Annotated in this window: 19 protein-coding genes and 3 pseudogenes; 8 read left to right on the top strand and 14 right to left on the bottom strand. The window is 65.9% G+C overall.

Annotated elements, in window-relative coordinates:
* Positions 1–95 precede the first annotated feature (95 nt).
* The 5 genes from G6N41_RS06335 to G6N41_RS06315 form a co-directional block, all read right to left on the bottom strand.
* Positions 96–1,031 (bottom strand): SAM-dependent methyltransferase, encoded by a 936-nt coding sequence (locus G6N41_RS06335; protein WP_198966907.1) that lies wholly within the window; start codon positions 1,029–1,031, stop codon positions 96–98.
* On the bottom strand, positions 1,031–1,963 hold the full coding sequence (locus G6N41_RS06330) for a class I SAM-dependent methyltransferase (protein WP_198967746.1): 933 nt from the start codon (positions 1,961–1,963) through the stop codon (positions 1,031–1,033). The genes G6N41_RS06335 and G6N41_RS06330 overlap by 1 nt, the downstream gene beginning before the upstream one ends.
* 22 nt (positions 1,964–1,985) lie before the next feature.
* Entirely contained in the window at positions 1,986–2,918 is a 933-nt protein-coding gene (locus tag G6N41_RS06325; RefSeq protein ID WP_198966906.1) for an SAM-dependent methyltransferase, read from the bottom strand.
* Positions 2,919–3,062: 144 nt separating this feature from the next.
* A complete protein-coding gene (locus G6N41_RS06320; protein ID WP_198967745.1) occupies positions 3,063–3,698 on the bottom strand; it encodes a TetR/AcrR family transcriptional regulator in 636 nt (211 codons plus the stop codon).
* The gene (locus G6N41_RS06315; protein ID WP_198966905.1) at positions 3,698–4,684 is read right to left on the bottom strand and encodes a pirin family protein; all 987 of its coding nucleotides are present in this window, start codon (positions 4,682–4,684) and stop codon (positions 3,698–3,700) included. Before G6N41_RS06315 ends, G6N41_RS06320 begins: the two co-directional genes overlap by 1 nt.
* A gap of 97 nt (positions 4,685–4,781) precedes the next feature.
* Between G6N41_RS06315 and G6N41_RS06310 the strand changes: the two genes are divergently transcribed.
* Entirely contained in the window at positions 4,782–6,227 is a 1,446-nt protein-coding gene (locus G6N41_RS06310; RefSeq protein WP_231608861.1) for a chloride channel protein, read from the top strand.
* A gap of 93 nt (positions 6,228–6,320) precedes the next feature.
* On the opposite strand, the gene G6N41_RS06305 is transcribed toward G6N41_RS06310, so the two are convergent.
* Positions 6,321–7,232 (bottom strand): DNA-3-methyladenine glycosylase family protein, encoded by a 912-nt coding sequence (locus tag G6N41_RS06305; protein WP_407663725.1) that lies wholly within the window; start codon positions 7,230–7,232, stop codon positions 6,321–6,323.
* A 72-nt stretch (positions 7,233–7,304) separates the two neighbouring features.
* Here G6N41_RS06305 and G6N41_RS06300 point away from each other — a divergent pair, with 72 nt between their 5' ends.
* A complete protein-coding gene (locus tag G6N41_RS06300; RefSeq protein ID WP_012392333.1) occupies positions 7,305–7,706 on the top strand; it encodes a nuclear transport factor 2 family protein in 402 nt (133 codons plus the stop codon).
* On the opposite strand, the gene G6N41_RS06295 is transcribed toward G6N41_RS06300, so the two are convergent.
* The 3 genes and pseudogenes from G6N41_RS06295 to G6N41_RS06285 form a co-directional block, all read right to left on the bottom strand.
* Positions 7,693–8,073 carry a DUF427 domain-containing protein gene (locus G6N41_RS06295; protein ID WP_020731429.1) on the bottom strand — a complete coding sequence of 127 codons (381 nt, stop codon included), beginning with the start codon at positions 8,071–8,073 and terminating at the stop codon, positions 7,693–7,695. The genes G6N41_RS06300 and G6N41_RS06295 overlap by 14 nt on opposite strands.
* Positions 8,074–8,184: 111 nt before the next feature.
* Positions 8,185–9,208 (bottom strand): annotated as a pseudogene (locus tag G6N41_RS06290) (NAD-dependent epimerase/dehydratase family protein).
* Entirely contained in the window at positions 9,205–9,711 is a 507-nt protein-coding gene (locus G6N41_RS06285; RefSeq protein WP_198966904.1) for a nuclear transport factor 2 family protein, read from the bottom strand. The pseudogene G6N41_RS06290 and the gene G6N41_RS06285 overlap by 4 nt, the downstream one beginning before the upstream one ends.
* A gap of 156 nt (positions 9,712–9,867) precedes the next feature.
* Here G6N41_RS06285 and msrA point away from each other — a divergent pair, with 156 nt between their 5' ends.
* Complete coding sequence (gene msrA, locus G6N41_RS06280) at positions 9,868–10,383, top strand: peptide-methionine (S)-S-oxide reductase MsrA (protein WP_198966903.1); 516 nt, start codon at positions 9,868–9,870, stop codon at positions 10,381–10,383.
* A gap of 36 nt (positions 10,384–10,419) precedes the next feature.
* On the opposite strand, the pseudogene G6N41_RS06275 reads toward msrA, so the two are convergent.
* Positions 10,420–11,741: pseudogene (locus G6N41_RS06275) on the bottom strand (cytochrome P450).
* Between the two features lie 129 nt (positions 11,742–11,870).
* Here G6N41_RS06275 and G6N41_RS06270 point away from each other — a divergent pair.
* From G6N41_RS06270 to G6N41_RS06260, 3 genes are read left to right on the top strand one after another with little or no spacing between them, the layout of a single operon-like run.
* On the top strand, positions 11,871–12,476 hold the full coding sequence (locus tag G6N41_RS06270) for a TetR/AcrR family transcriptional regulator (RefSeq protein WP_198966902.1): 606 nt from the start codon (positions 11,871–11,873) through the stop codon (positions 12,474–12,476).
* Positions 12,477–12,521: 45 nt separating this feature from the next.
* A complete protein-coding gene (locus G6N41_RS06265) occupies positions 12,522–12,734 on the top strand; it encodes a TOBE domain-containing protein (RefSeq protein WP_012392327.1) in 213 nt (70 codons plus the stop codon).
* Between the two features lie 6 nt (positions 12,735–12,740).
* Positions 12,741–13,778, top strand: coding sequence for a zinc-binding dehydrogenase (locus G6N41_RS06260; RefSeq protein ID WP_198966901.1), 1,038 nt, complete (start codon positions 12,741–12,743; stop codon positions 13,776–13,778).
* A 69-nt stretch (positions 13,779–13,847) separates the two neighbouring features.
* On the opposite strand, the pseudogene G6N41_RS06255 reads toward G6N41_RS06260, so the two are convergent.
* Positions 13,848–14,737 (bottom strand): annotated as a pseudogene (locus G6N41_RS06255) (alpha/beta fold hydrolase).
* 38 nt (positions 14,738–14,775) lie between these two features.
* Positions 14,776–16,017: a sulfotransferase family protein gene (locus tag G6N41_RS06250; RefSeq protein WP_198966900.1), complete on the bottom strand. Its 1,242-nt coding sequence runs from the start codon at positions 16,015–16,017 to the stop codon at positions 14,776–14,778.
* Between the two features lie 28 nt (positions 16,018–16,045).
* On the opposite strand from G6N41_RS06250, the gene G6N41_RS06245 reads away from it, so the two are divergent.
* Together G6N41_RS06245 and G6N41_RS06240 are read left to right on the top strand one after the other, a co-directional pair.
* Positions 16,046–16,645, top strand: a complete 600-nt coding sequence (locus G6N41_RS06245; protein WP_198966899.1) for a TetR/AcrR family transcriptional regulator — start codon at positions 16,046–16,048, stop codon at positions 16,643–16,645.
* Positions 16,642–17,754 carry a DUF1214 domain-containing protein gene (locus G6N41_RS06240; RefSeq protein WP_198966898.1) on the top strand — a complete coding sequence of 371 codons (1,113 nt, stop codon included), beginning with the start codon at positions 16,642–16,644 and terminating at the stop codon, positions 17,752–17,754. The genes G6N41_RS06245 and G6N41_RS06240 overlap by 4 nt, the downstream gene beginning before the upstream one ends.
* Position 17,755: 1 nt before the next feature.
* On the opposite strand, the gene G6N41_RS06235 is transcribed toward G6N41_RS06240, so the two are convergent.
* Both G6N41_RS06235 and G6N41_RS06230 read right to left on the bottom strand, forming a co-directional pair.
* Positions 17,756–18,805 (bottom strand): LLM class flavin-dependent oxidoreductase, encoded by a 1,050-nt coding sequence (locus tag G6N41_RS06235; protein WP_198966897.1) that lies wholly within the window; start codon positions 18,803–18,805, stop codon positions 17,756–17,758.
* Positions 18,805–19,329: an SRPBCC family protein gene (locus tag G6N41_RS06230; RefSeq protein ID WP_198966896.1), complete on the bottom strand. Its 525-nt coding sequence runs from the start codon at positions 19,327–19,329 to the stop codon at positions 18,805–18,807. The genes G6N41_RS06235 and G6N41_RS06230 overlap by 1 nt, the downstream gene beginning before the upstream one ends.
* Between the last annotated feature and the right edge of the window lie 220 nt (positions 19,330–19,549).

Raw genomic sequence — 19,549 nt, 5'->3', positions numbered from 1 at the left:
TAACCGCGATCCTAGTCACCCGGCCAGCGCAGCAGTAGAAAGATCGTGCCGGATCCGAGCATCCGCCCGCACAACGCCAACGGTCGACGGATTCGTCAGGGCTTACCCGCGGTCACGAAACGGTTGACGAACGGCCCTTCCTGCGAGTGCGCCGTCCGGCCCAGCAGGAGGGCTTCCGCGCCCGCCTGGACCGAATCCGTCGTCCAGCCGTGCGCGGCGACCCAATCGGCGGGGTCGGTCTGGCCTTCGTCGTCGAACCACAGGTCAAAGGGATCAAACGAGGTGTCCTGACCGCGGGCCTGGCGTTTGGCGCGCTGCCGGGCCCACCTTTGGGCCCGTTCTTCGGCCGCTCGGCGAGCGTCCTCGTCGACCCCGAACATCTCGACGGCCACCCGGCTGCCGGTCGCACTGTTGGCGTCGATGGCGGTGAACAGCGCGTGTTGGGCGGCCGCCGGCAGAAACGGCAGCAGTCCTTCGGCCAGCCAGGCCGTCGGAAGCGACGTCTGAAAACCCGCGTCACGCAACGCCTGCGGCCAGTCGTGGCGCAGGTCGACCGGTACCGCCCGCAGCGCAGCGACCGGTGCGGCGCCATGGCGGGCCAGGGTGTGTTCCTTGTAGTCCAGCACCTTGGGCAGATCAATCTCGTAGACCGTGGTACCGCCCGGCCAGTCCAGCCGGTAGGCGCGGGAATCCAGACCGGCCGCCAGAATGACCACCTGGCGGATCCCGGCCGCTACCGCATCGATGAAGTAGCTATCGAAGAAGTGGGTGCGCACGGCCAGATAGTCGGTCATCTGTTGGGAGTCGACGGTGAAGTCGGGATCATCGTCGTCATCGGTCTGCGCCCACCAGGCGGCGACCTGTTCGCGAACCGCCGCCAGTTCGGGGGTGGAGACCAGCGGCTCGGCGAACTGGTCGCGGATCAGTGGGGCCTCGCTGGCGGTCTCGGCGGCCCGAGCCAGCGCGACCATCACCGCGGTCGCTCCGACGCTGGTCGCGATGTCCCAGGAATCGTCGGCGGTGCGCGGCATTACAGCCGTTCCGCGGTCACGAAGTCGGAGTAGGCCTGCTTGTCGTCGGCCATCGGCACGCCTTCGACCCAGCGCCCCACCCGGTGCATCTCGTCGCAGGAGTTCTGGGCGGTGGCCCGCCAGCCATGCTCGTTGAGCCACTGCCCGAGCAGCGCGCGGTCCGGGTCGTGGTAGATCAGCTCGTGCACGTCGATGGTTTGCTCGAGGCCGAGTGTCTGGGCGACCTTTCTGAATCGCTCCCGCATTTGTTCGCGCCGCTCATCGGCGTGGTTGCCCGCGGTTTCGGCCGCAATGCGGCTGCCCGCGCAGCTGAGTTCGCCAATTTGGGTGAACAGCCGGTCTTGCGCCTCGGCGGGCAGGTACATCAACAAGCCCTCGGCCAGCCATGCGGTTCGCGCGCTCGGATCGAACCCGGCGGCGCGCAGGGCACTCGGCCAGTCCTGGCGCTGGTCAATGGCCACCTCACGGCGCTCGGCCGCCCGCGTTACCCCGTTTTCGGCCAGGGTGGCCGACTTGTAGGCCAGCACCTGAGGCTGATCGATCTCGTAGACGGTGGTGCCCGCCGGCCAGTCCAGCCGGTAGGCGCGCGAATCCAGCCCCGACGCCAAGATCACCACCTGCCGGATCCCGGCCGCGACGGCGTCGGCGAAGTAGGTGTCAAAGAAGTTCGTCCGGACCGCCTGGTAGCTGCGCATGTGCTCGACGGTGGCGGCGGTTTCGGCATCGATGGCCTCGACTTTGGCCACCATCTCCTGATCGAGCATCGCTTCCCAGATGACGCCGGCATTGGCGTTGGTGACCAGCATCCTGGCGTACGGGTCGCGGATCAGCGGCTCGGGCTTGCTGGTTTCGACGGCCCGGGCCGCTGCCACCATGACAGCGGTCGCGCCGACGCTGGTTCTGATGTCCCACGTGTCGTCGTGGGTGCGCATTGTGCTCATCGCGTCCTCCGCTCTATCGCGAAATCTCGAGTGATACTCGTAGCAGTGTGGTCGTGATCGCCTCGTCCACCAGGTCCTCGGGAACCGGCCGACCCAGCCGGGCCATCTCTTCCCGGTTGCTCACGCTGTACACCTGCCAGCCGTGATTGGCCAGCCATTCGGCCGCGTCCGCGCGGCCCGGTTCACGATAGGTCAACGCCTCGACGTTGATGTCCAGACCCAGCCGGTCGCGCATCCGATTCCAGCGTTGCTTGTTGCCGGTCAGGTTCATCGTGAACGACTCGACGGCGATGCGGCTGCGCGGCGCGCTGAGGTCCGTGATCATCTCGAAGAGTCGGTCCTGGGCATCGCCGGGCAGATATGGCAGCAAGCCCTCGGCCAGCCACGCCGTCGGCCGGTCCCGGTCGAATCCGGCGCGCAGCAGCGCGGCCGGCCAGTCCTCACGCAGATCAACCGCGACCCCATGTCGTGTCGCGGCGGCGGTCACCCCGTGTGATTCCAGGATCTGGGCCTTGTACTCCAATACCTTCGGCTGGTCGATTTCAAAGACCACGGCCTCGGGCGTCCAGTTCAAGCGGTAGGCCCGGCAATCCAGCCCCGCAGCCAAGATCACCGCTTGTCCGATCCCGGCACCGGCAGCGGCGGCGAAGTACTCATCGAAGAAGTGGGTACGCACCGCCTGGTAGTCACAGCCGAGCCGGTGCAGACGTTGCCCGTGCGGGTCGTCATCGAGCCAGCCGATGTCGGGATCGACCAACCGGGCCCACGCCGGGCCGGCCGATGACACCAGGATCGGGGCGAACTCGTCGCGAATCAGGGGATTGGCACCGGCCGTCTCGACCGCCCGGGCGGCGGCGACGCCCAATGCGGTCGCGCCAACACTTTCGGTGACGGTCCAGCTGTCACCATCACTACGCAGGGAGTCGACCTCATCAAGTTCTGTCATGACCAAACCATGCTACCTAGTAAGTTAGGCAACCTATACTCTGTGTGGCCCAGGTCACGGCAAGCGGATCCACCGTTGGGGCTACAACCGGGCCTACACCGGCAATTGGCCAGTAATCCAGCAATTACGCCTGCGACCGCTCCGCTAGGACCGCGGCTTCCACAGCGTGCCGGCCATCATCTTGCACAGCGTGTCCAGGATGTTTTCCATGTCCCGGTAGCTGCCCACAAACCCGGCATAGAAGCCCACGCCGCACAGCAGGAGCAACAGCGCCTCCGCCAACTGAGACGCGTCAACCCCCGCCTCGAGCTCCCCCCGCTGGATCGCCTCGCGAACGGCGGTGTCCAGAAATTCGCGGGTGGCCGCGACCGCGTCGTGGTCACTGCGCCGCAATTCCGGATGCCGCTGCGATTCGAGCACCGCCGTGGCCAGGAACGCCGTGGTGGCGGGATGGGACGCATCGGCCTCCTTCGCCACCATCACGAACGTGCACAGCTGCCCCAGCAGGGTCTGCACCGCGCGAGCCCGTTCAACACCGGTGGCGACGACCAGTTCGTTGGCCTGAACCACCACTTCGCGATACAAAGCCTGCTTGCTGGCGAAGTAGTGATTGATCGCCGGCCGGGTCAAATCGGCACTGACAGCAATCGCTTGGAACGTCGCCCCGTCATATCCGCGTTCACTGAACACTTCGCGGGCAGCACCAACGATGCGCCGGCGGGTGTCGTCAGCTTTCGCGGCGGGGGGACGGCCTGGACCTCGGCTGGCCGTTAACTGCATCACTCAAGTGTGCCACCGCCGCGATGCGGCTCCAGCGCGTTCGCCGGGATGCTACGGAACTTCCCAGATTCATAATCCTCGAAGGCCTCGATCACTTCAGCCTTGGAATTCATCACAAACGGCCCGTAGTGAACGACCGGTTCCCGGATCGGGCGACCGCCCAAGATGAGCAGTTCAAGAGCCGTACCACGATATTTGTCCGACACAGAGTCGGCGACGACGGTAATCCGGTCCCCGGCACCCATGACCGCCAGTTGCCCCTGGTGAATTGGGTGGCCGGCCGGACCCACCGCGCCACGGCCGGCCAGAACGTACACCAGCGAATTTAGATCACGCTGCCATGGAATGTTCAGCTGAGCACCAGCGTGGACAGTCGCATGCGCGAGGGTGATCGGCGTATGGGTGATTTCGGGCCCGCGATGGCCGTCGATCTCACCGGCGATAAGGCGAACCAGAGCCCCACCATCCGCGGACGCGAGCAGCTCAACGTCGCCGCCTTCGATGGCCTGGTAGCGCGGTGGCGTGAACTTCCTTTTCCGCGGCAGATTCACCCACAGCTGAATGCCGTGGAACGTTCCGCCGCGCAAGACGGTATCGACAGGTGGTGTTTCTATATGTATGACTCCCGATCCGGCCGTCATCCATTGCGTCGCACCGTCGGTGATCAGGCCTCCGCCGCCATGAGAATCCTGGTGCGCGAGTTTCCCGTCGATCATGTAGGTGACCGTCTCGAACCCTCGGTGCGGATGCCAGTCGGTGCCCCGAGGCTCTCCCGGCTCGTACTCCACTTCGCCGATCTGGTCCATGTGCACGAACGGGTCCAGGGCGGCCATGCCGACCCCCGCAAAGGCCCGGACCACCGGGAATCCCTCACCCTCGTAGCCGCACGGGCCAGATGTGATCGAACGGACCGGACGCTCCGTGTCGACGGGCCGGGGCGGACGCACCCGGGGCAACGTGAGCGTGTCTGCGGTAACAGCGGGCATCACTACCTCCTATTCAAACGACTACCGGTACAACCGGACTAGAGTCCGTTTATTCCGGTCTGTCATAGGATGGCCAAATGCTTGTCAGGGCCGTGCTGTGAGCGACCAGAAACCAAACCCCAACGAGTCAACAGAGGTGTCTCCCGCCGCCGCCGGCGGGAGATTCGGCGCCTCGATCAGGAATGCCGGCTACCTACAAAAATGGTTCCTGTTGGGCATCACGATCGGTGGGATCGCCGGACTTGGCGCGGTGGTCTTCTATCTCGCGCTGAAATACACCGGCGAGTTTCTGCTCGGTTACCTTGCGGGCTACCACATCCCGACGCCGGTCGGGGAGGGCGGCAGCCACGGCTCCAGCGGTTTCGTGCGCCCCTGGGCGATTCCGCTGATCACCACCGGTGGTGCGCTGCTCTCGGCATTCATCGTGGCCAGATTCGCGCCGGAGGCCACCGGGCATGGCACCGACGAGGCCATCGAGGCGGTACACACCAATCCCCGCAGCATCCGCAGCCGGGCGGTCCTGGTGAAGATGGTGGCCAGCGCGCTGACCATCGGATCGGGTGGTTCAGGTGGCCGGGAAGGCCCCACCGCACAGATCTCGGCCGGCTTCTGTTCCTTTCTGACCCGCCGGTTGGGCCTATCCGACGAGGACGGCCGGACCGCGGTGGCCCTCGGTATCGGTGCGGGCATCGGCGCTATCTTAGCCGCGCCGCTGGGCGGAGCGGTGCTGGCCGCATCGATCACCTACCGCGATGACTTCGACTACGGCAGTCTGTTGCCCGGTTTCATCACCTCCGGCACGGCGTACGCGGTGCTGGGCGCGTTCATGGGTTTCGACCCCCTGTTCGGCTACATCGACGCCGAGTATCGCTTCGAAAAGGCCTGGCCCCTGCTGTGGTTCGTGGTGATCGGGGTGGTCGCCGCGGCCATCGGCTACCTGTACGCGCGGGTGTTTCACGCGTCGGTGGGACTTGCGCACCGCCTGCCCGGTGGTCCGGTCATCAAGCCGGCGGTCGGCGGACTGCTGGTCGGGCTGATGGGACTCTTGATTCCCCAGATCTTGAGCAGTGGCTACGGCTGGGCGCAGCTGGCGGCTGATCGCAATGCACTCATGGCAATCCCGTTGTGGATCATCATCGTCTTGCCGGTCGCCAAGATCCTGGCCACCTCCCTGTCGATCGGAACCGGTGGCTCCGGCGGGTTGTTCGGCCCGGGAATCGTCATCGGCGCCTTCGTGGGGGCCGCGATCTGGCGACTGGGCGAGCTAACCGGGCTGCCCGGTGTGCCAGACGCACCGGGAATCTTCGTCGTCGTGGCGATGATGACCTGTTTCGGCAGCGTCTCACGTGCCCCACTGGCCGTCATGATCATGGTCGCGGAAATGACCGGCTCCTTCTCGGTGGTGCCCGGGGCCATCCTCGCGGTCGGGATCGCATCGCTGTTGATGTCTCGCACCAACGTCACCATCTACGAAGCGCAACGGCTCAATCGCGAAACCGCCGAAGCCGAACGCGCAGCTAGGGCCGCCGACCGCGGAAACTGACGCGACACCGCGGGATTGGGCCGCACATCGGCGCCGGTTGCCGGGTCTTCGCGTCTGAGCCCCGATGGGGCCCCGACGGCTGCCGCGACATCTTCAGAGCGAGCGGATGTTCTGCACCGGTAGCCGCGGCCCGCGGCGGGGCTCGCGCGCCAGTCCGCTGGCCTCGAGCAACCGAACCACCCGATGCCGGTGAGTCCGCATCGGTTCCAGCAGCTCGAGCATGCCGGCGTCATCGACCGGATGGCCCAGCAACGTCCAGCCGATCATCTTCGGGATGTGGTAATCCCCCACCGATACCGCATCAGCATCACCGAACGCGCGTTGCACGGTCTCGGCGGCAGTCCACACCCCGACGCCGGGCAAGCTCGTCAGCGCGGCCAGGGCCTCCCCCGCGGGCCGCGTGACAAGCCGTTGCAGTGCCGACGCCCGCTGCGCGCAGCCCACGACCGTCCGTGCCCGCCCGGGATCGACGTTGGCGCGGTGAAACTCCCAGGACGGAATGGCCCGCCACGCATCCGCCGACGGCGGCACCCGCATCCCGTCCGGCGCCGGACCGGGGGCCGGGGTCCCATACCGCGTGACCAACAACCGCCAGGACCGAAACGCCTCCGCGCCGTGCACCCGCTGCTCGATGACCGCGGGAAGCACCGCCTCCAGCACCTGTCCGGTGCGCCCCAACCGCAAATTCGGCAGCCGTCGGTGCGCGGCGGCAACCGTCGGATCCCGCGGAACGAAATCCGCGGCGTCGTCGTCGGCACCCAGCAACGCCGGTAGCCGATCGATGAATTCCTCGGCGCCGCTCCCCCAGGCCTCGCAATGAGCGGTATCGGGCGCGCAGCGGCTGAACCGGGCGGCGACGGGGCCGGAGCCCAGCAGGCTGGTACGCCAGATCGTGCCGTCCCCCGGGACCCGAAAGCACGGGTCCCCGCGGCCGCGGGGAAGCGGCGCCAGTGTGTGCCCGAACCCAGCGGCCCCAGCGAACGTGACCGTGCGCTCAATCTTCACCTGAGAACTCCGTATTCCGACGGCCCGGTCAATTGACCGCAAACTGGCTTCCGAGACAGGATGACTTACGTGATGACGCCGTTCGATGACCCGCAGGCAGAACTGGCGTGGATGTTTCTGCAAAGTATGTGCGAGGGCGGGGATCTAGACGAGGGTTTCGCACTGCTCAGCGACGATTTCACCTACTGGAGCATCATCACCCGCAGCGCGTTCGAAAAGGATGCGCTGCGCCGCGCGGTGGAACAACGCAAGAAGGTCTTCGAGATCAACATCGACCTGCGGCGCTGCGTCAACGAGGGCGAAACGGTGGTGATCGAGGGACAGTCCGAGGGCATGACGGCCACCGGCGTGCGCTACGACAGCCCGTTTGTCTGCATCTTCGAGACCAAGGACGGGCTGATCGTCTCGCTGCGGGAATACAGCGACACCCAGTCCTTCGCGGCGGTGTTCCCGGCCGGCGCTAATCCGGTATGACGCTGATTTCTGCCTTGTTGGGGTAGAAGGCGACGTGCCCGGCGATCTCGGCAACCGCGGGATAGGGCTGTTCATAAGTCCAGATCACATCAGCGACGGTGTCGCCGGTGCTGGTGGTCACGCTGTAGTAGCTGGCATCACCCTTGAACGGGCAATAGCTGCTGGTGTCGGTGCGGGTCAACCGGTCGGCAACCACGTCAGCACGCGGAATGTATTGCACCGCAGGCAAAGTAGCCTCGCGCAATTCCAGTGCCGCGGCGGTGTCGGCAATGAGCTCGCCGTTGACCCGCACCTGAACCCGTCCCTTGGTCGGCTCGATGGTGATCGGGTGCCCCGCCGAGGGCTCTAGAACTTTTCGATGGCTCATGGTCAGTACCTCCTCGGATCCGAGTCTTTGGTCTGCAACGCTCGATGGCGTTGCAGACTTCCCACCTTTGGTCCGGTGTTCGCACCGCTCGGGCGACGCGAGCCCGCGCGGCTACTCCGACTGTCCCGTCCTGGCGCCTTGGGTGTTCTTGCGCATCGACGCCCAGAACCGCGCTGCCTCGCGTATCGATTCCTCGACGGGCCGCGGCTGCTAGCCCAACTCGCGCACCGCCTTGGCGTGGTCGACCTCGGCCTCGGCGCGCATCATCCGCACCGATTCCAGGCTGAGTTCGGCGTCTTTGCCGGTGAGCCGCGCCCGCAAGCTGCCCAGCGCACCCAGGGCATAGAGCATCGGCACCGAGATCGTCCGTTGCGGCGGTGCTACCCCGGCCTCGTCGGCCGCGATCCGCACCACCTCTTTCAACGCGATCATCCGCTCGGAGATCAGATAGCGCTGGCCGCTGCGCCCGCGTTCGGCGGCCAGGATCATCGCCCTGGCCGCATCGTCGACACCCACCACTTCCAGCTTGATGCCGTTCATCAGGAACGGCAGCTTGCCGAACACCGCACCGGCGATGAAGGCGCCGTGGGGGGGTGCGGCCCCAGTCGCCGCTGCCGTAGGTAGTCGAGACGCACATCGCCACCGCGGGCAGTCCATGTTGGGCCACGTAGTCCATGACGAGATCTTCGGCCTGAACCCGGGATTGGACGTAGGACGAGACCCGCCGTGACCCGATCCGGTCCTCCTCGGTCGCCACGTACCCATGCCGACGATCCACCGTCGCATAGCTGCTGGTGAACACGAAGCGGCGCAGGCCGGCGTTCTTGGCGACGTCGAGGACATTGCGCAGGCCTTCGACGTTGGTGTGAAAAAGCGGCGCCGGGTCGCGTAACCAGGCGCGCGCGTCGACCACGCAGTAATAGACGTCGTCACAACCTTGCATCGCCTCGCGCACCACGGCCGTGTCGAAGATGTCGCCATGGAATCGGGTGACCGGCAGGTCGTCGATGCTGCGGGTGTTGGCGGTGGGCCGCACCATCACCCGTACCTGCGCGCCATCCTCGATCAGCATGCGGGTGACGTGCCAGCCGAGAAACCCATTGGCGCCGATGACGAGTTTGGGCCCCGCACTCATTGCGAGCCCCCGTACCGCTGCATCCAGTTCGCGGCGGCTTCATCGATCGTGCCCAGCTCCGCGGCCTTTGGGCACCACTTCAGCCCGGCTCGCAGCAAGCGCAGCGGGTTGTAGATATCTTCTTGACGGCACCACTGGCCGTCGCCGGCATAGGTGATGATCGAAATGTTGGTCGCGCTGATCACGCTGCCGTCACCCGGATCGCGCATCGGGTTGTCCAGTTCCAGAATGATCCGTCCGGTGGACTCGTCGATGACCGACCACAACGACGGGAACGCCACCATGTGACTGCCCGGAAAGGTCGTCATCGTTTGCCAAATCCAGGCGCGCACTTGCTCGCGGCCGTGCATCGTGCCGGCCGCATGTTCGATGTACTCGACGTCTGGCGTGTAGTGCTGCACCCAGGCATCCCAATCCCGCGACGCGGCCGCGCGGGCAACGGTGTCCTCGAACTTCTCGAAGGCCGCCGCCAGTTCGCTGCGAGAAAACTCCGGCCCACTCACGACAAGACCAATCTGCTGGAAAAGCGAATTTCTTGGCCGGCATCGGATCTCACGTCAAGCTTTCTGACACCGTTACACCGCATCGCCGGAGTGTAGCCTGGGAACGGCCTGGGTCCCTGGGGTACCCGGAGTACCCGGCTGGCGAGGAGGACCACGATGACGAGCCCGCAAAAGGCAATACTGGCCGGTGGCTGCTTCTGGGGAATGCAAGACCTGATCCGCAAGCAGCCCGGTGTGATCGCGACGCGAGTCGGCTACAGCGGCGGCGACGTCGCCAACGCGACGTACCGCAACCACGGAACTCATGCCGAGGCCGTCGAAATCATCTTCGACCCCCAAGCCACCGACTACCGCACACTGTTGGAGTTCTTTTTCCAGATCCACGATCCGACGACGCCGAACCGCCAGGGCAATGACCGCGGCACCAGCTACCGGTCGGCCATCTACTACCTCGACGACGAGCAGAAACGAGTCGCGCTGGACACCATCGCCGATGTCGAAGCGTCCGGCCTGTGGCCCGGCAAGGTGGTGACCGAGGTAAGCCCGGCCTGGGACTTCTGGGAGGCGGAGCCCGAACACCAGGATTACCTGCAGCGTTACCCCAGCGGTTACACCTGCCACTTCATCCGGCCGGGGTGGAAGCTGCCGCGACGGGCCACCGCCGGCCAATAGCCGCGGCGCCGCTGGCCCTGAAGCCCGGCCCCGGGATCAGCGACGGTGCACCACAATCCGGCCACCGTTCTTGGGGGTGTAGGCCACACCCCGGCAAAACAGCCGCTCGCCGGCAGCGGTGGTCGGTTCGATGGTGAAGTTGCGCAGCACCGCTCGCAGCACCACGTCCATTTCCATGTTGGCGAACGCGGCACCCACGCACCGCCGGGTTCCGCCACCGAACGGGATCCACCCGGAGGTGGACGGTCTACCACCGATGAAACGCTGCGGATCGAAGCGCTGCGGGTCTGGGAAAATGTCGGGATTGGCATGCATCTGCGCGATGTTGACGAGGATCGATTGCCCGCGCGGAATCATCCACTGGCCAAGCTGGTACTGAGGCGCATAGACGTGCCTGGCCTCGAAATCGATGACCGTCCTGGCTCGCTGCACTTCCAAGATGGTGGCCTGGCGTAGCTCGCCCCCCGCATTTTCGGCCTGTCCGGCATCGCCCGCCTCTGCCACCAGGGCCGCCAGCAGATCAGGGTGGCGGGTCACCCGCTCAAACGCCCACGACAACGTGGACGCCGTCGTTTCATGCCCCGCCGCCAGCAATGCCAGGAGCTCGTCGCCAATATCCTTGCGCGACATGCGTGAACCATCGTCGTAGGTGCTGCGCAGCATCAGGGCCAGCACGTCGGTCCGATCCGGGAAGTTCGGGTCCGACCGCTCCTGGTCGATCAGCCTGTCGATGATCACGTCGTACTGGCGCCGATACTCGGCGAGCCGACCCCACGGGCTGAAGCGGCCGTATCGCCGCTTCGGCTTCGGCATCGACGCCAGCCGTGAGCCCAGTGTGGTCCAGGGCGGAATGATCCGGCGCAGTTCGTCGAGTTCGGCGCCATCGGCACCGAAGACCGCGCGCAGGATCGCGTTGAGGGTGATACGCATCACCGAGGGCAGCGTCGGGAAAAGTTGCCCCTCAGGCCAATTGGCGGTTTCGCGCAGGGTCTCTTGTTCGATGATGGTTTCGTAGTTCTTCATGCTCTTGCCGTGAAACGGCGGCGGTGGTCGTCCCCGTCGAGCCCGAACACCGAGCCAGACCCGAACATCCGACTCAAATTGGGCTGGATGTCGCCTAGGTCCTCCGGGCTGGCGGTGAAGACCTGCTTGGCCAGTTGCGGGTCGTTGACCACCACGATGTGGCCATAGATCGGGACGTTGAGTGCGAAAACGTCGCCGTTGCGGCGGCTCAGCCAGTCCGTCATCCGCCGCCGGGAGGTGGCAAAGGCCAGGCCCTGTAACAACTTCGGAATTCGGGTCGCTTGCGCCATTTTGACCGCCGGCACTGCCGGTGCGTCGGAGATCGCTTGATTCATGGGGGTATCGCTCCCAACACTCGCCCCCGAAACGGGGTTGGTACCACCGTGTACCACTCGCTTTTCTAGTACGGTACTCTTTGGTACCAGTCCTGACAAGGAGTTCGGGTCGACCGAGGAGGCGCGCTCGTGACGGCAGCTGCTAGCAGCCCGGCGGCCCTGGACAGCGACCCGTTTCGGCAGCGCCTGCTCGAGGGCTTGGTCGCCTCGATCGGCGAACGTGGCTACCACGCCACCACCGTCGCCGACATCGTGCGCCACGCGCGAACCTCCAAACGCACGTTTTACGACCGGTTCGAAAGCAAGGATCAGTGCTTCCTGGACTTGCTACGGGCCGACAACGAGCGACTCGCCAAGCGGATCCGCGCGGCCGTCGATCCCGAGGCGGACTGGCAGGCCCAGATTCGCCAAGCCGTCGAGGCCTACGTGAGCCACATCGAATCCCGGCTGGCAGTCACCTTGAGCTGGATCCGCGAATTCCCCTCCCTGGGGCCCATCTCCTACCCCGTCCAAAGGCACGGGATGAACCTGCTGACCAGCCTGCTCGTCGAGCTCAGCGCCAGCCCCGGATTCCGGCGGGCCGGCTTGCCCGCGGTGCCCGGGCCGCTGGCGGTGATCCTGCTGGGGGGTTTGCGTGAACTGACCGCGCTGACCGTCGAGGACGGACGAGACATCCGGGAAATCGTCGAACCGGCGGTGGCTGCGTCCATCGCATTGGTCGGCCCACGGCACTAGGCTCGGTGCCCGACTGTGTAGCTCTAGTAGACGGAGGACCCAACGATGCGGCTGTCGACCCGAAACCAGCTCAAGGGCACCATCATCGAGGTGGATCTCGGCGCCGTGATGGCGGTTGTGAAGGTGCGGCTCGACGGCGGCGACCAGGTCATCACCTCCTCGGTCACCAAGGATGCCGCGACCGACCTCGGCCTCGCGGTCGGCCAGCCGGCGACGGTGTTCATCAAGTCCACCGAAGTCACAATCGGGGTCGAGTAGTCCGACATGGCGGCCACGATGCGAGCCGAGCGCTTCTACGCCGATTCCAAAACAGTTGTACTCGAAGATGTTCCGATACCGGAGCCGGGGCCGGGCGAGGTCCTGGTCAAAGTGGCCTACTGCGGGATCTGCCACTCCGATCTGAGTCTGATCAATGGCACCTTCCCCACCCAGGCACCGGTGGTGACCCAGGGACACGAGGCGTCGGGCACCATAGCCAAACTCGGCCCCGAGGTTGACGGCTGGTCCGAGGGCGACCGCGTCGTGGTGGCCGCCGGCCGGCCGTGCCAGAGCTGCCCGAATTGCCGCCGCGGCGACACCGTGAATTGTCTGCGGATCCGGCTGATGGCGTTCGCTTACGACGGGGCCTGGGCCGAGTACACCGTGGCACAGGCGGCCGGTCTGACCCGGGTGCCCGACAACGTTTCGCTCGACCAAGCCGCGATTCTGGCCGATGCGGTGTCGACACCGTTCGGTGCGGTGGTGCGGACCGGCAAAGTGGCAGTCGGGGAATCGGTCGGGGTGTGGGGAGTGGGCGGTGTCGGAACCCACATCGTGCAATTGGCCCGTTTGGTCGGCGCGGTGCCGGTGATCGCCTTGGACATCAATCCCGTGGTGCTCAACCGCGCGCTGGAACTGGGCGCCGACTACGCCTTCGATTCCCGCGACGACCAACTGCACGACAAGCTCGCCGAGATCACCGGCGGCCGCATGCTCGACGTGGCGTTCGACGCGGTTGGCCTCAAAGCCACCTTCGAGCAGGCGCTCGGATCGCTGACCGCCGGAGGCCGGCTGGTCGGTGTTGGCATGAGTGCCGAATCACCGACCGTGGGACCCACCTCGATGTTCGGGCTGACCCACAAGCAGGTACTCGGTCACCTCGGCTACCAGAACGCCGATATCGAAACCCTGGCGAAGCTGGTTTCACATGGGCGCCTGGATCTTTCGCGCTCCATCAGCGAGATCGTCCCGCTTGAAGACCTGCCGTTGGATATCGAGAAGCTGGAACGCCAGGACGGCAACCCGATCCGCATCCTGGTCTAGCCCTGACGAGCACGCGCCTTCACGACACTTAAACCACGCACCCGACGCGCCGAGAAGTGTTGCAACGGTTTAAGTCTCGATACGAAGGAACGCGCGCAGCCGGTCCAGTACCAGATCCGGCCGCTGCTCGACGATCCAATGACCCACCCCGTCGACGAACTCGACCTCGAAATCGCTGATGCGGTCCTCGTATCCGCGCAACAGCTGCGGGGTGAGCACCGGGTCTTCAATGCCGTGTAACCAGTGCACCGGAACATCGACCCGAGCGTCGGCGTATTCGCCGCGCATCCAGGGCAACGCTTCCGAACTCTGGAACGTGCGATACCACCGTGAGCCCGCCACCGCGTGCCCCGGCTGGCGCATGCGTTCGACATACATGCGAACATCCTCGTCAGCAATGGTGAATCCCCCACCGACCCAAGACGTCAGCACCCGAAAGTAGCGAGCCTTGGGATCCGCGATCACCCGGGGCCGATGACCGGCAGCAAGATGGGGATCTGATACCAAAACCGCCAGATGTCGCGCACCATGCCAAGATCGCGCGGGAACCACGGCGCCGCGGTGTTCATTCCGAAGAATCCGGTCACCTTGGCCGGGTAGCGCAGCATCATGATGAACGCCACCGGGCCACCCCAGTCGTGGGCGACGAGGCGCACCGAGGCGATGCCCAGCTGATCCAGCACACCCGCCAGATCGTCGGCCATCTCCTTTTTGGTGTAGCGCGAGCGCGGAGCCGAACTCCATCCGGCGCCACGCAAGTCGGGACACAACACCCGATACCCGTCCGCGGCCAGCGGACCGATCAGCTCGTGCCATTCCCACCAGTTCTCCGGAAAGCCGTGCACCAGCATCACCGCCGGGCCATCGGCGGGGCCGGCGTCTGCGACATGGATGGTGATGCCACCGTCGAGATCGACAAACCGGTGCTCGACACCGTCGAGGGCGGGAAGAGTGCTCATGTGTTGAGAAGGTAGTGGACGCGGCGGATCCCGGTCGGCTAACTGAGGAACCGCTTCAGGTAGGGCGCAAAGCGTTCCCGCAGACTCTCCTCGGTCAGCCCGAACATCTCGCAGGATGTCTGCACGGCGCCCAGCCGGCCTCGTTGGTGGCCCGCGAGGTAGCCGGCCGTTGCGGTGCGCACCGAGTCGGTGAATGGCTCGCCGGCCAGCGCATATATCCGCTCCGCGACGCCGACCTCGTCGGCCATGAAGTCGTCGAACCGGATATCGATCGAGCGCTCGGGACCGATGGTGTCGCGATCGCGCACGAGTGTGGCGAGCATCCGGTCGAGGCGATCGACCCAGTAGTGGGCGATCCGCTCGACCGCGACCGGCCAGCGGTGCATCCGGGCCGAGTAGGTGATCATTGCGAGCATCGACAACGCCACCGGCACCGGGTCACGGTGCGTGAACAACACGATGCTGCCCGGGAACACCCGATCCAGCACCGGAACCTGTTCCAGATGCTGGGGCGACTTGAGCAGCCAGCGCCGGCCGCCACGCAGGAATTGCATCGCCTTGAGCTGGGTAGCCAGGTATTGATAGTGCGGCGTCTGGTCGTGGGTCTGGTAGTAGTCGCGCCAGCGGGGAACGTGGCCAAGCGTTTCGAAGAGCATCGTCGAGAAGTCATTGGCCAGCAGTTGGATCTCTTCGTGGACGTGGTCGGCGGTCATCTCGTGCATCAGCGCAAAGTGCGGCATCACGGTGTTGATGATCCCGACCGCCACATCCATGCGGACCCGCCGCGGGTCCGGCTCCACCCCCGCCTCTTGGCGCAGGGGAAACGGCTCCACGCTCTCCCAGTACGGCATGGTCCGGAACGTGGTCGGCGCCGCGAGTATGTTGTGCAGGTGGGTGGTGCCGGTGCGGGGCAGACCAGCTATCACCACCGGCGGTTGCAGTTCGATGTCGTCGATCTCCGGATGCCGGTGGCGCAGGTCGCTCAACAACAGCCGGTTCTTCAGCAGCTGCAATAGCTGCCCATAGAAGTTGACCACTCCGGCCGGCTGCATCCCGTCGATCTCGGCCAGGGCGGCCAGATAGACGTCGAGCCTTTCCCGGTAGTCGCCTTCGCCGAAATCGTGCAGCCCGGTGTCGGCGCTGGCCTTTGCGTGCAGCGCGTCGGAATCCAACGAACAGTCCGGGGCGAGGGCGGCCATCATGTCGAGGATCTGCTGAGCCTCGGCGCTGAACCGGGGCCGGGACAGATCGTCGAGGCGCACGAGCGCGGCTTTCGTCATGGCAACTTATGTTACTCTGAGTTTCGTAATGGTAGTTGATTTTGGCCGGCCCCGTGACCCGCGCATCGACGGCGCCGTGCTGCGCGCGACGGTCGAGCTGCTCGCCGAAACCGGATACGCCGGGCTGTTGGTCTCCGCCATCGCCAAACGCGCCGGCACCAGCAAGCCCGCGATCTACCGGCGCTGGCCCAGCAAGGCGCACCTGGTGCATGAGGCGGTTTTTCCGATCGACGCCACCACCGCAGTCCCCGATACCGGATCACCGGCCGACGATCTACGCGAAATGGTGCGGCGCACGACGGCCGTGCTGAGCACCCCGGCCGCGAAGGCGGCCCTGCCGGGGCTGATCGGCGAGATGGCCGCCGACCCAACGCTGCATTCCGCGCTGCTGGTGCGATTCGGCGAGATCTTCGGGCGTGGGCTCACCACCTGGCTGGACAATGCCGCGGCCAGGGGCCAGGTCCGGGCCGATGTCACCGCACCCGAACTGGCCGAGGCGATCGCCGGCATCGTCCTGATCGGTCTGCTGACCCGCCCGGGCGAACTCGAGCCCGGCGTCGGGGACGCCTGGATCGACCGCACGACGACGTTGCTGCTGCAAGGAATCCGGAAAGGAACCCCGCAATGACATACGAGTCGACCGCCGCGTGGCAGGAGCTGCTGGACACCCTGCGGACTCTGGACAGCTCGTTCCTCGAGGGAGAGCGCGCCGTCACCGACGACCGTCACGTCGCCGACGGCTACCGCATGCTCGCCACCACGCTGGGCGTCGCCTTCGACGCCTACCTCTTTCCCGAGCCCGGTCGGCCCCAGTTCGTCGCGGTGAACACGCCGTTTCGCCGCGACCGCAGGTGGGGCGGCGACAACACCGACGCCTACTACTTCATGTGCCCGGTCGACCCCGATCGCCGCTACCGCATCAGCGGCAACAAGGGCGACAGCGTGTACTTCTCGGTGACGGCCTACAACGAACCAGCACCGGGCGCGTGGTCAGACCGGATCGTTGCGATCGTTCGCGATAGCGATCTCGACGTCGACGCCGACGGCAACTTCTACTTCGAACTGGGCCCCACCCCCGACGCGGCGGTGTTGATGACCCGCGACTACCAGGCCAACCCACTGACCGGGCGCCCGATCACCTGGCACATCGAGGCGCTCGACGAGCCCGACCCGATCCGACATGCAGATCCGCAGACCGCTGCCGGCCTGCGGTCGGTTGCGACCTGGTTGCGCACCATGTTCGCCATCATGCCGCTGCCCGTTGGGACACGGGACCAGGACTTGCCAGACGAACACGCGCTTGGGCACAACACCGCCCACGCCGCGAACCAATTCGCCGACCCCTACCAGGTGCCCGACGCTAACTTCGGCTGGTCGGCACGCGACGCCTGCTACTCCTACGGCAGTTTTGTGCTCGACGACGACGAGGCGATGGTCATCACGCACCGACCGCCGTCGTGCCGGTTCTGGAACCTGGTGGTGTGGAACCAGTTCATGGCCACCTGTGGCGCCGCCGATGCCCGGTGCTCGGTCAACGGCCACAGCGCCATCGCCAACAGCGATGGCTCGGTGACCGTGGTGCTCTCCCGCGGGGTCACCGCACACCCGAACTCGCTGACCACGCTGGACTATCCCCGCGGCAATCTCGCCTTCCGCTGGTTTCTCGCCGACGGCGTGCCGGAGCGGCCGGAGGTGAAGCTGGTGAAGCTCGCCGATGCCCCGACCGAGGTGGCTTGAGTCACCCGACCGCACCGACCAACTCGATGGCCCGGCCCAGCGTGGAAAGCTTGGCGTCCATCGTGTCGCCCGCGGGATAGAGCCGCACCGTGTTCACCCCCGCGTCGCGCCACGCCACCAGCCGGGACCGGACCACCTCCTCGGTCCCGATCAGCGTGGTGGCCAGCACCATCTCGTCGGTGACCAGCCTGGCCGCCCCCTCGCGGTCGCCCCGTTGCCAGCGCTCGCGTACCGCGGCCGCGACCTCCGACCAGCCCTGCCTGCTGTAGGCCTGGTTGTAGTAGTTGGTGCTCGCCGACCCCATCCCGCCCAAGCTGAATGCGAGTTCCGTCTTGCGCGCCGCGACCATGTCCCGCAGCTCTTCGGCATCGGATACGAACGCCACTTCAGCGCCCTGGCAGAAGTCGATGTCGGATCGGCTGCGACCGGCAGCGGCCAGCCCGGCATCCAGGTGCGTGAAATACGCGTCACCGGCGCCTTCGGGAACGAAGCTGGTACCCAGCCAACCGTCGGCAATCCGCCCGGTCAGCCGCAACATGGCCGGCGACAATGCGGCCAGGTAGATCGGAATGTCGTACTCGGGACGAGTCGACAATCGCATGGGCCGTGCCTCCCCGCCCCGGCGGGGAATCTGAAACTCGCTGCCGGAGTATGTGACTTTGCCGCCCGCGAACACCTGCCGCACGATCTCGACCGTTTCCCTGAGCCGAGCCAGCGGCCGGTCGAAAGCGACGCCGTGTAGACCTTCAATCACCTGGGGACCCGATACCCCCAACCCGAGCAGAAAACGGCCGCAGGACAGATTGGACAGGGTGATCGCCGTTTGCGCGACCAGCACCGGGGATCGGGTACCAACCTGCAGCACCCCCGAACCGAGCTGCATCCGTTCGGTCCGGGCCCCGATGTAGCCGAGCGCCGATGGCGCATCGCTGCCCCAGGCTTCGGCCACCCAGCAGGTGTGTAGGCCGAGCTTTTCCGCCTCGACGACGAAGTCGACCACATCCTTGCCGTCCTTGCCGCCGGACAGCTCGACCGTCGTCGCCGTACGCATCAACGCACTCCGTGCTCAGCCAACCTCTTGATCGCGGCCAGGGTCTTGTCGATCGCCGCCTCGAACTCCCGCAGTCGCACGAAGACGATCTTTTCTTCCTTGTCCGGCATCGCATCGATGGCGTTGGACAATCCCGAGCGCCCTGGCCCGATCTGCGTCCGGTAAGTCAGGTTGGTGCCACCGTCGCGGGGGACCAGACGAAACCGCCACACCACGGCCGGATAGTCGGGTTCACCGACGGCCCAAGCGAATTCGTGGGGCGGATCGCATCGGACAACTTGGGATGTGCTGGTCCATTGCCCGAACGCCTCGTGTTGGTTGTGTCCGATGAACCGGGCGCCGACGCGTGGTTCGCTGGCGCCGCCAACCCACTCCACGGCCTGCAGCTCGTTGCTGAGCGTCGGCATCAGCGCGATGTCGGAAATGAGGCTCCAGACCCGTTCGGGCTCGGCGTCAATCCACGTCGAGGCCTCCACGGTCGGCCTGTCCGCATAGCGTGCGCCCGTCCACTCCACGGATCCCATTGTCCTCCAGCGGGAACGTGCAATAGACGTGAGCGTCGCCACCACGGCCGCTCGCCGGGGATTTCAGGCCTGCGGGTTCGCCGGCGATGCACGCGACGATCTGCGAGAACTCATCTGGCGTTAGGCAATTCCGCTGCCGGTGACCACGCTTGGGCCCAACGTACCGGTTTGGTCACGATTGGGGGAGCGCATCGGCAGCTCGCCGATGTCCACTTTCTGG

Origin of the sequence: Mycobacterium shottsii, from assembly GCF_010728525.1 — a bacterium.
GTDB lineage: Bacteria > Actinomycetota > Actinomycetes > Mycobacteriales > Mycobacteriaceae > Mycobacterium > Mycobacterium marinum.
The sequence above is the reverse complement of the archived record's forward strand: the minus strand, read 5'-3'. Positions and strand labels throughout refer to the sequence as shown.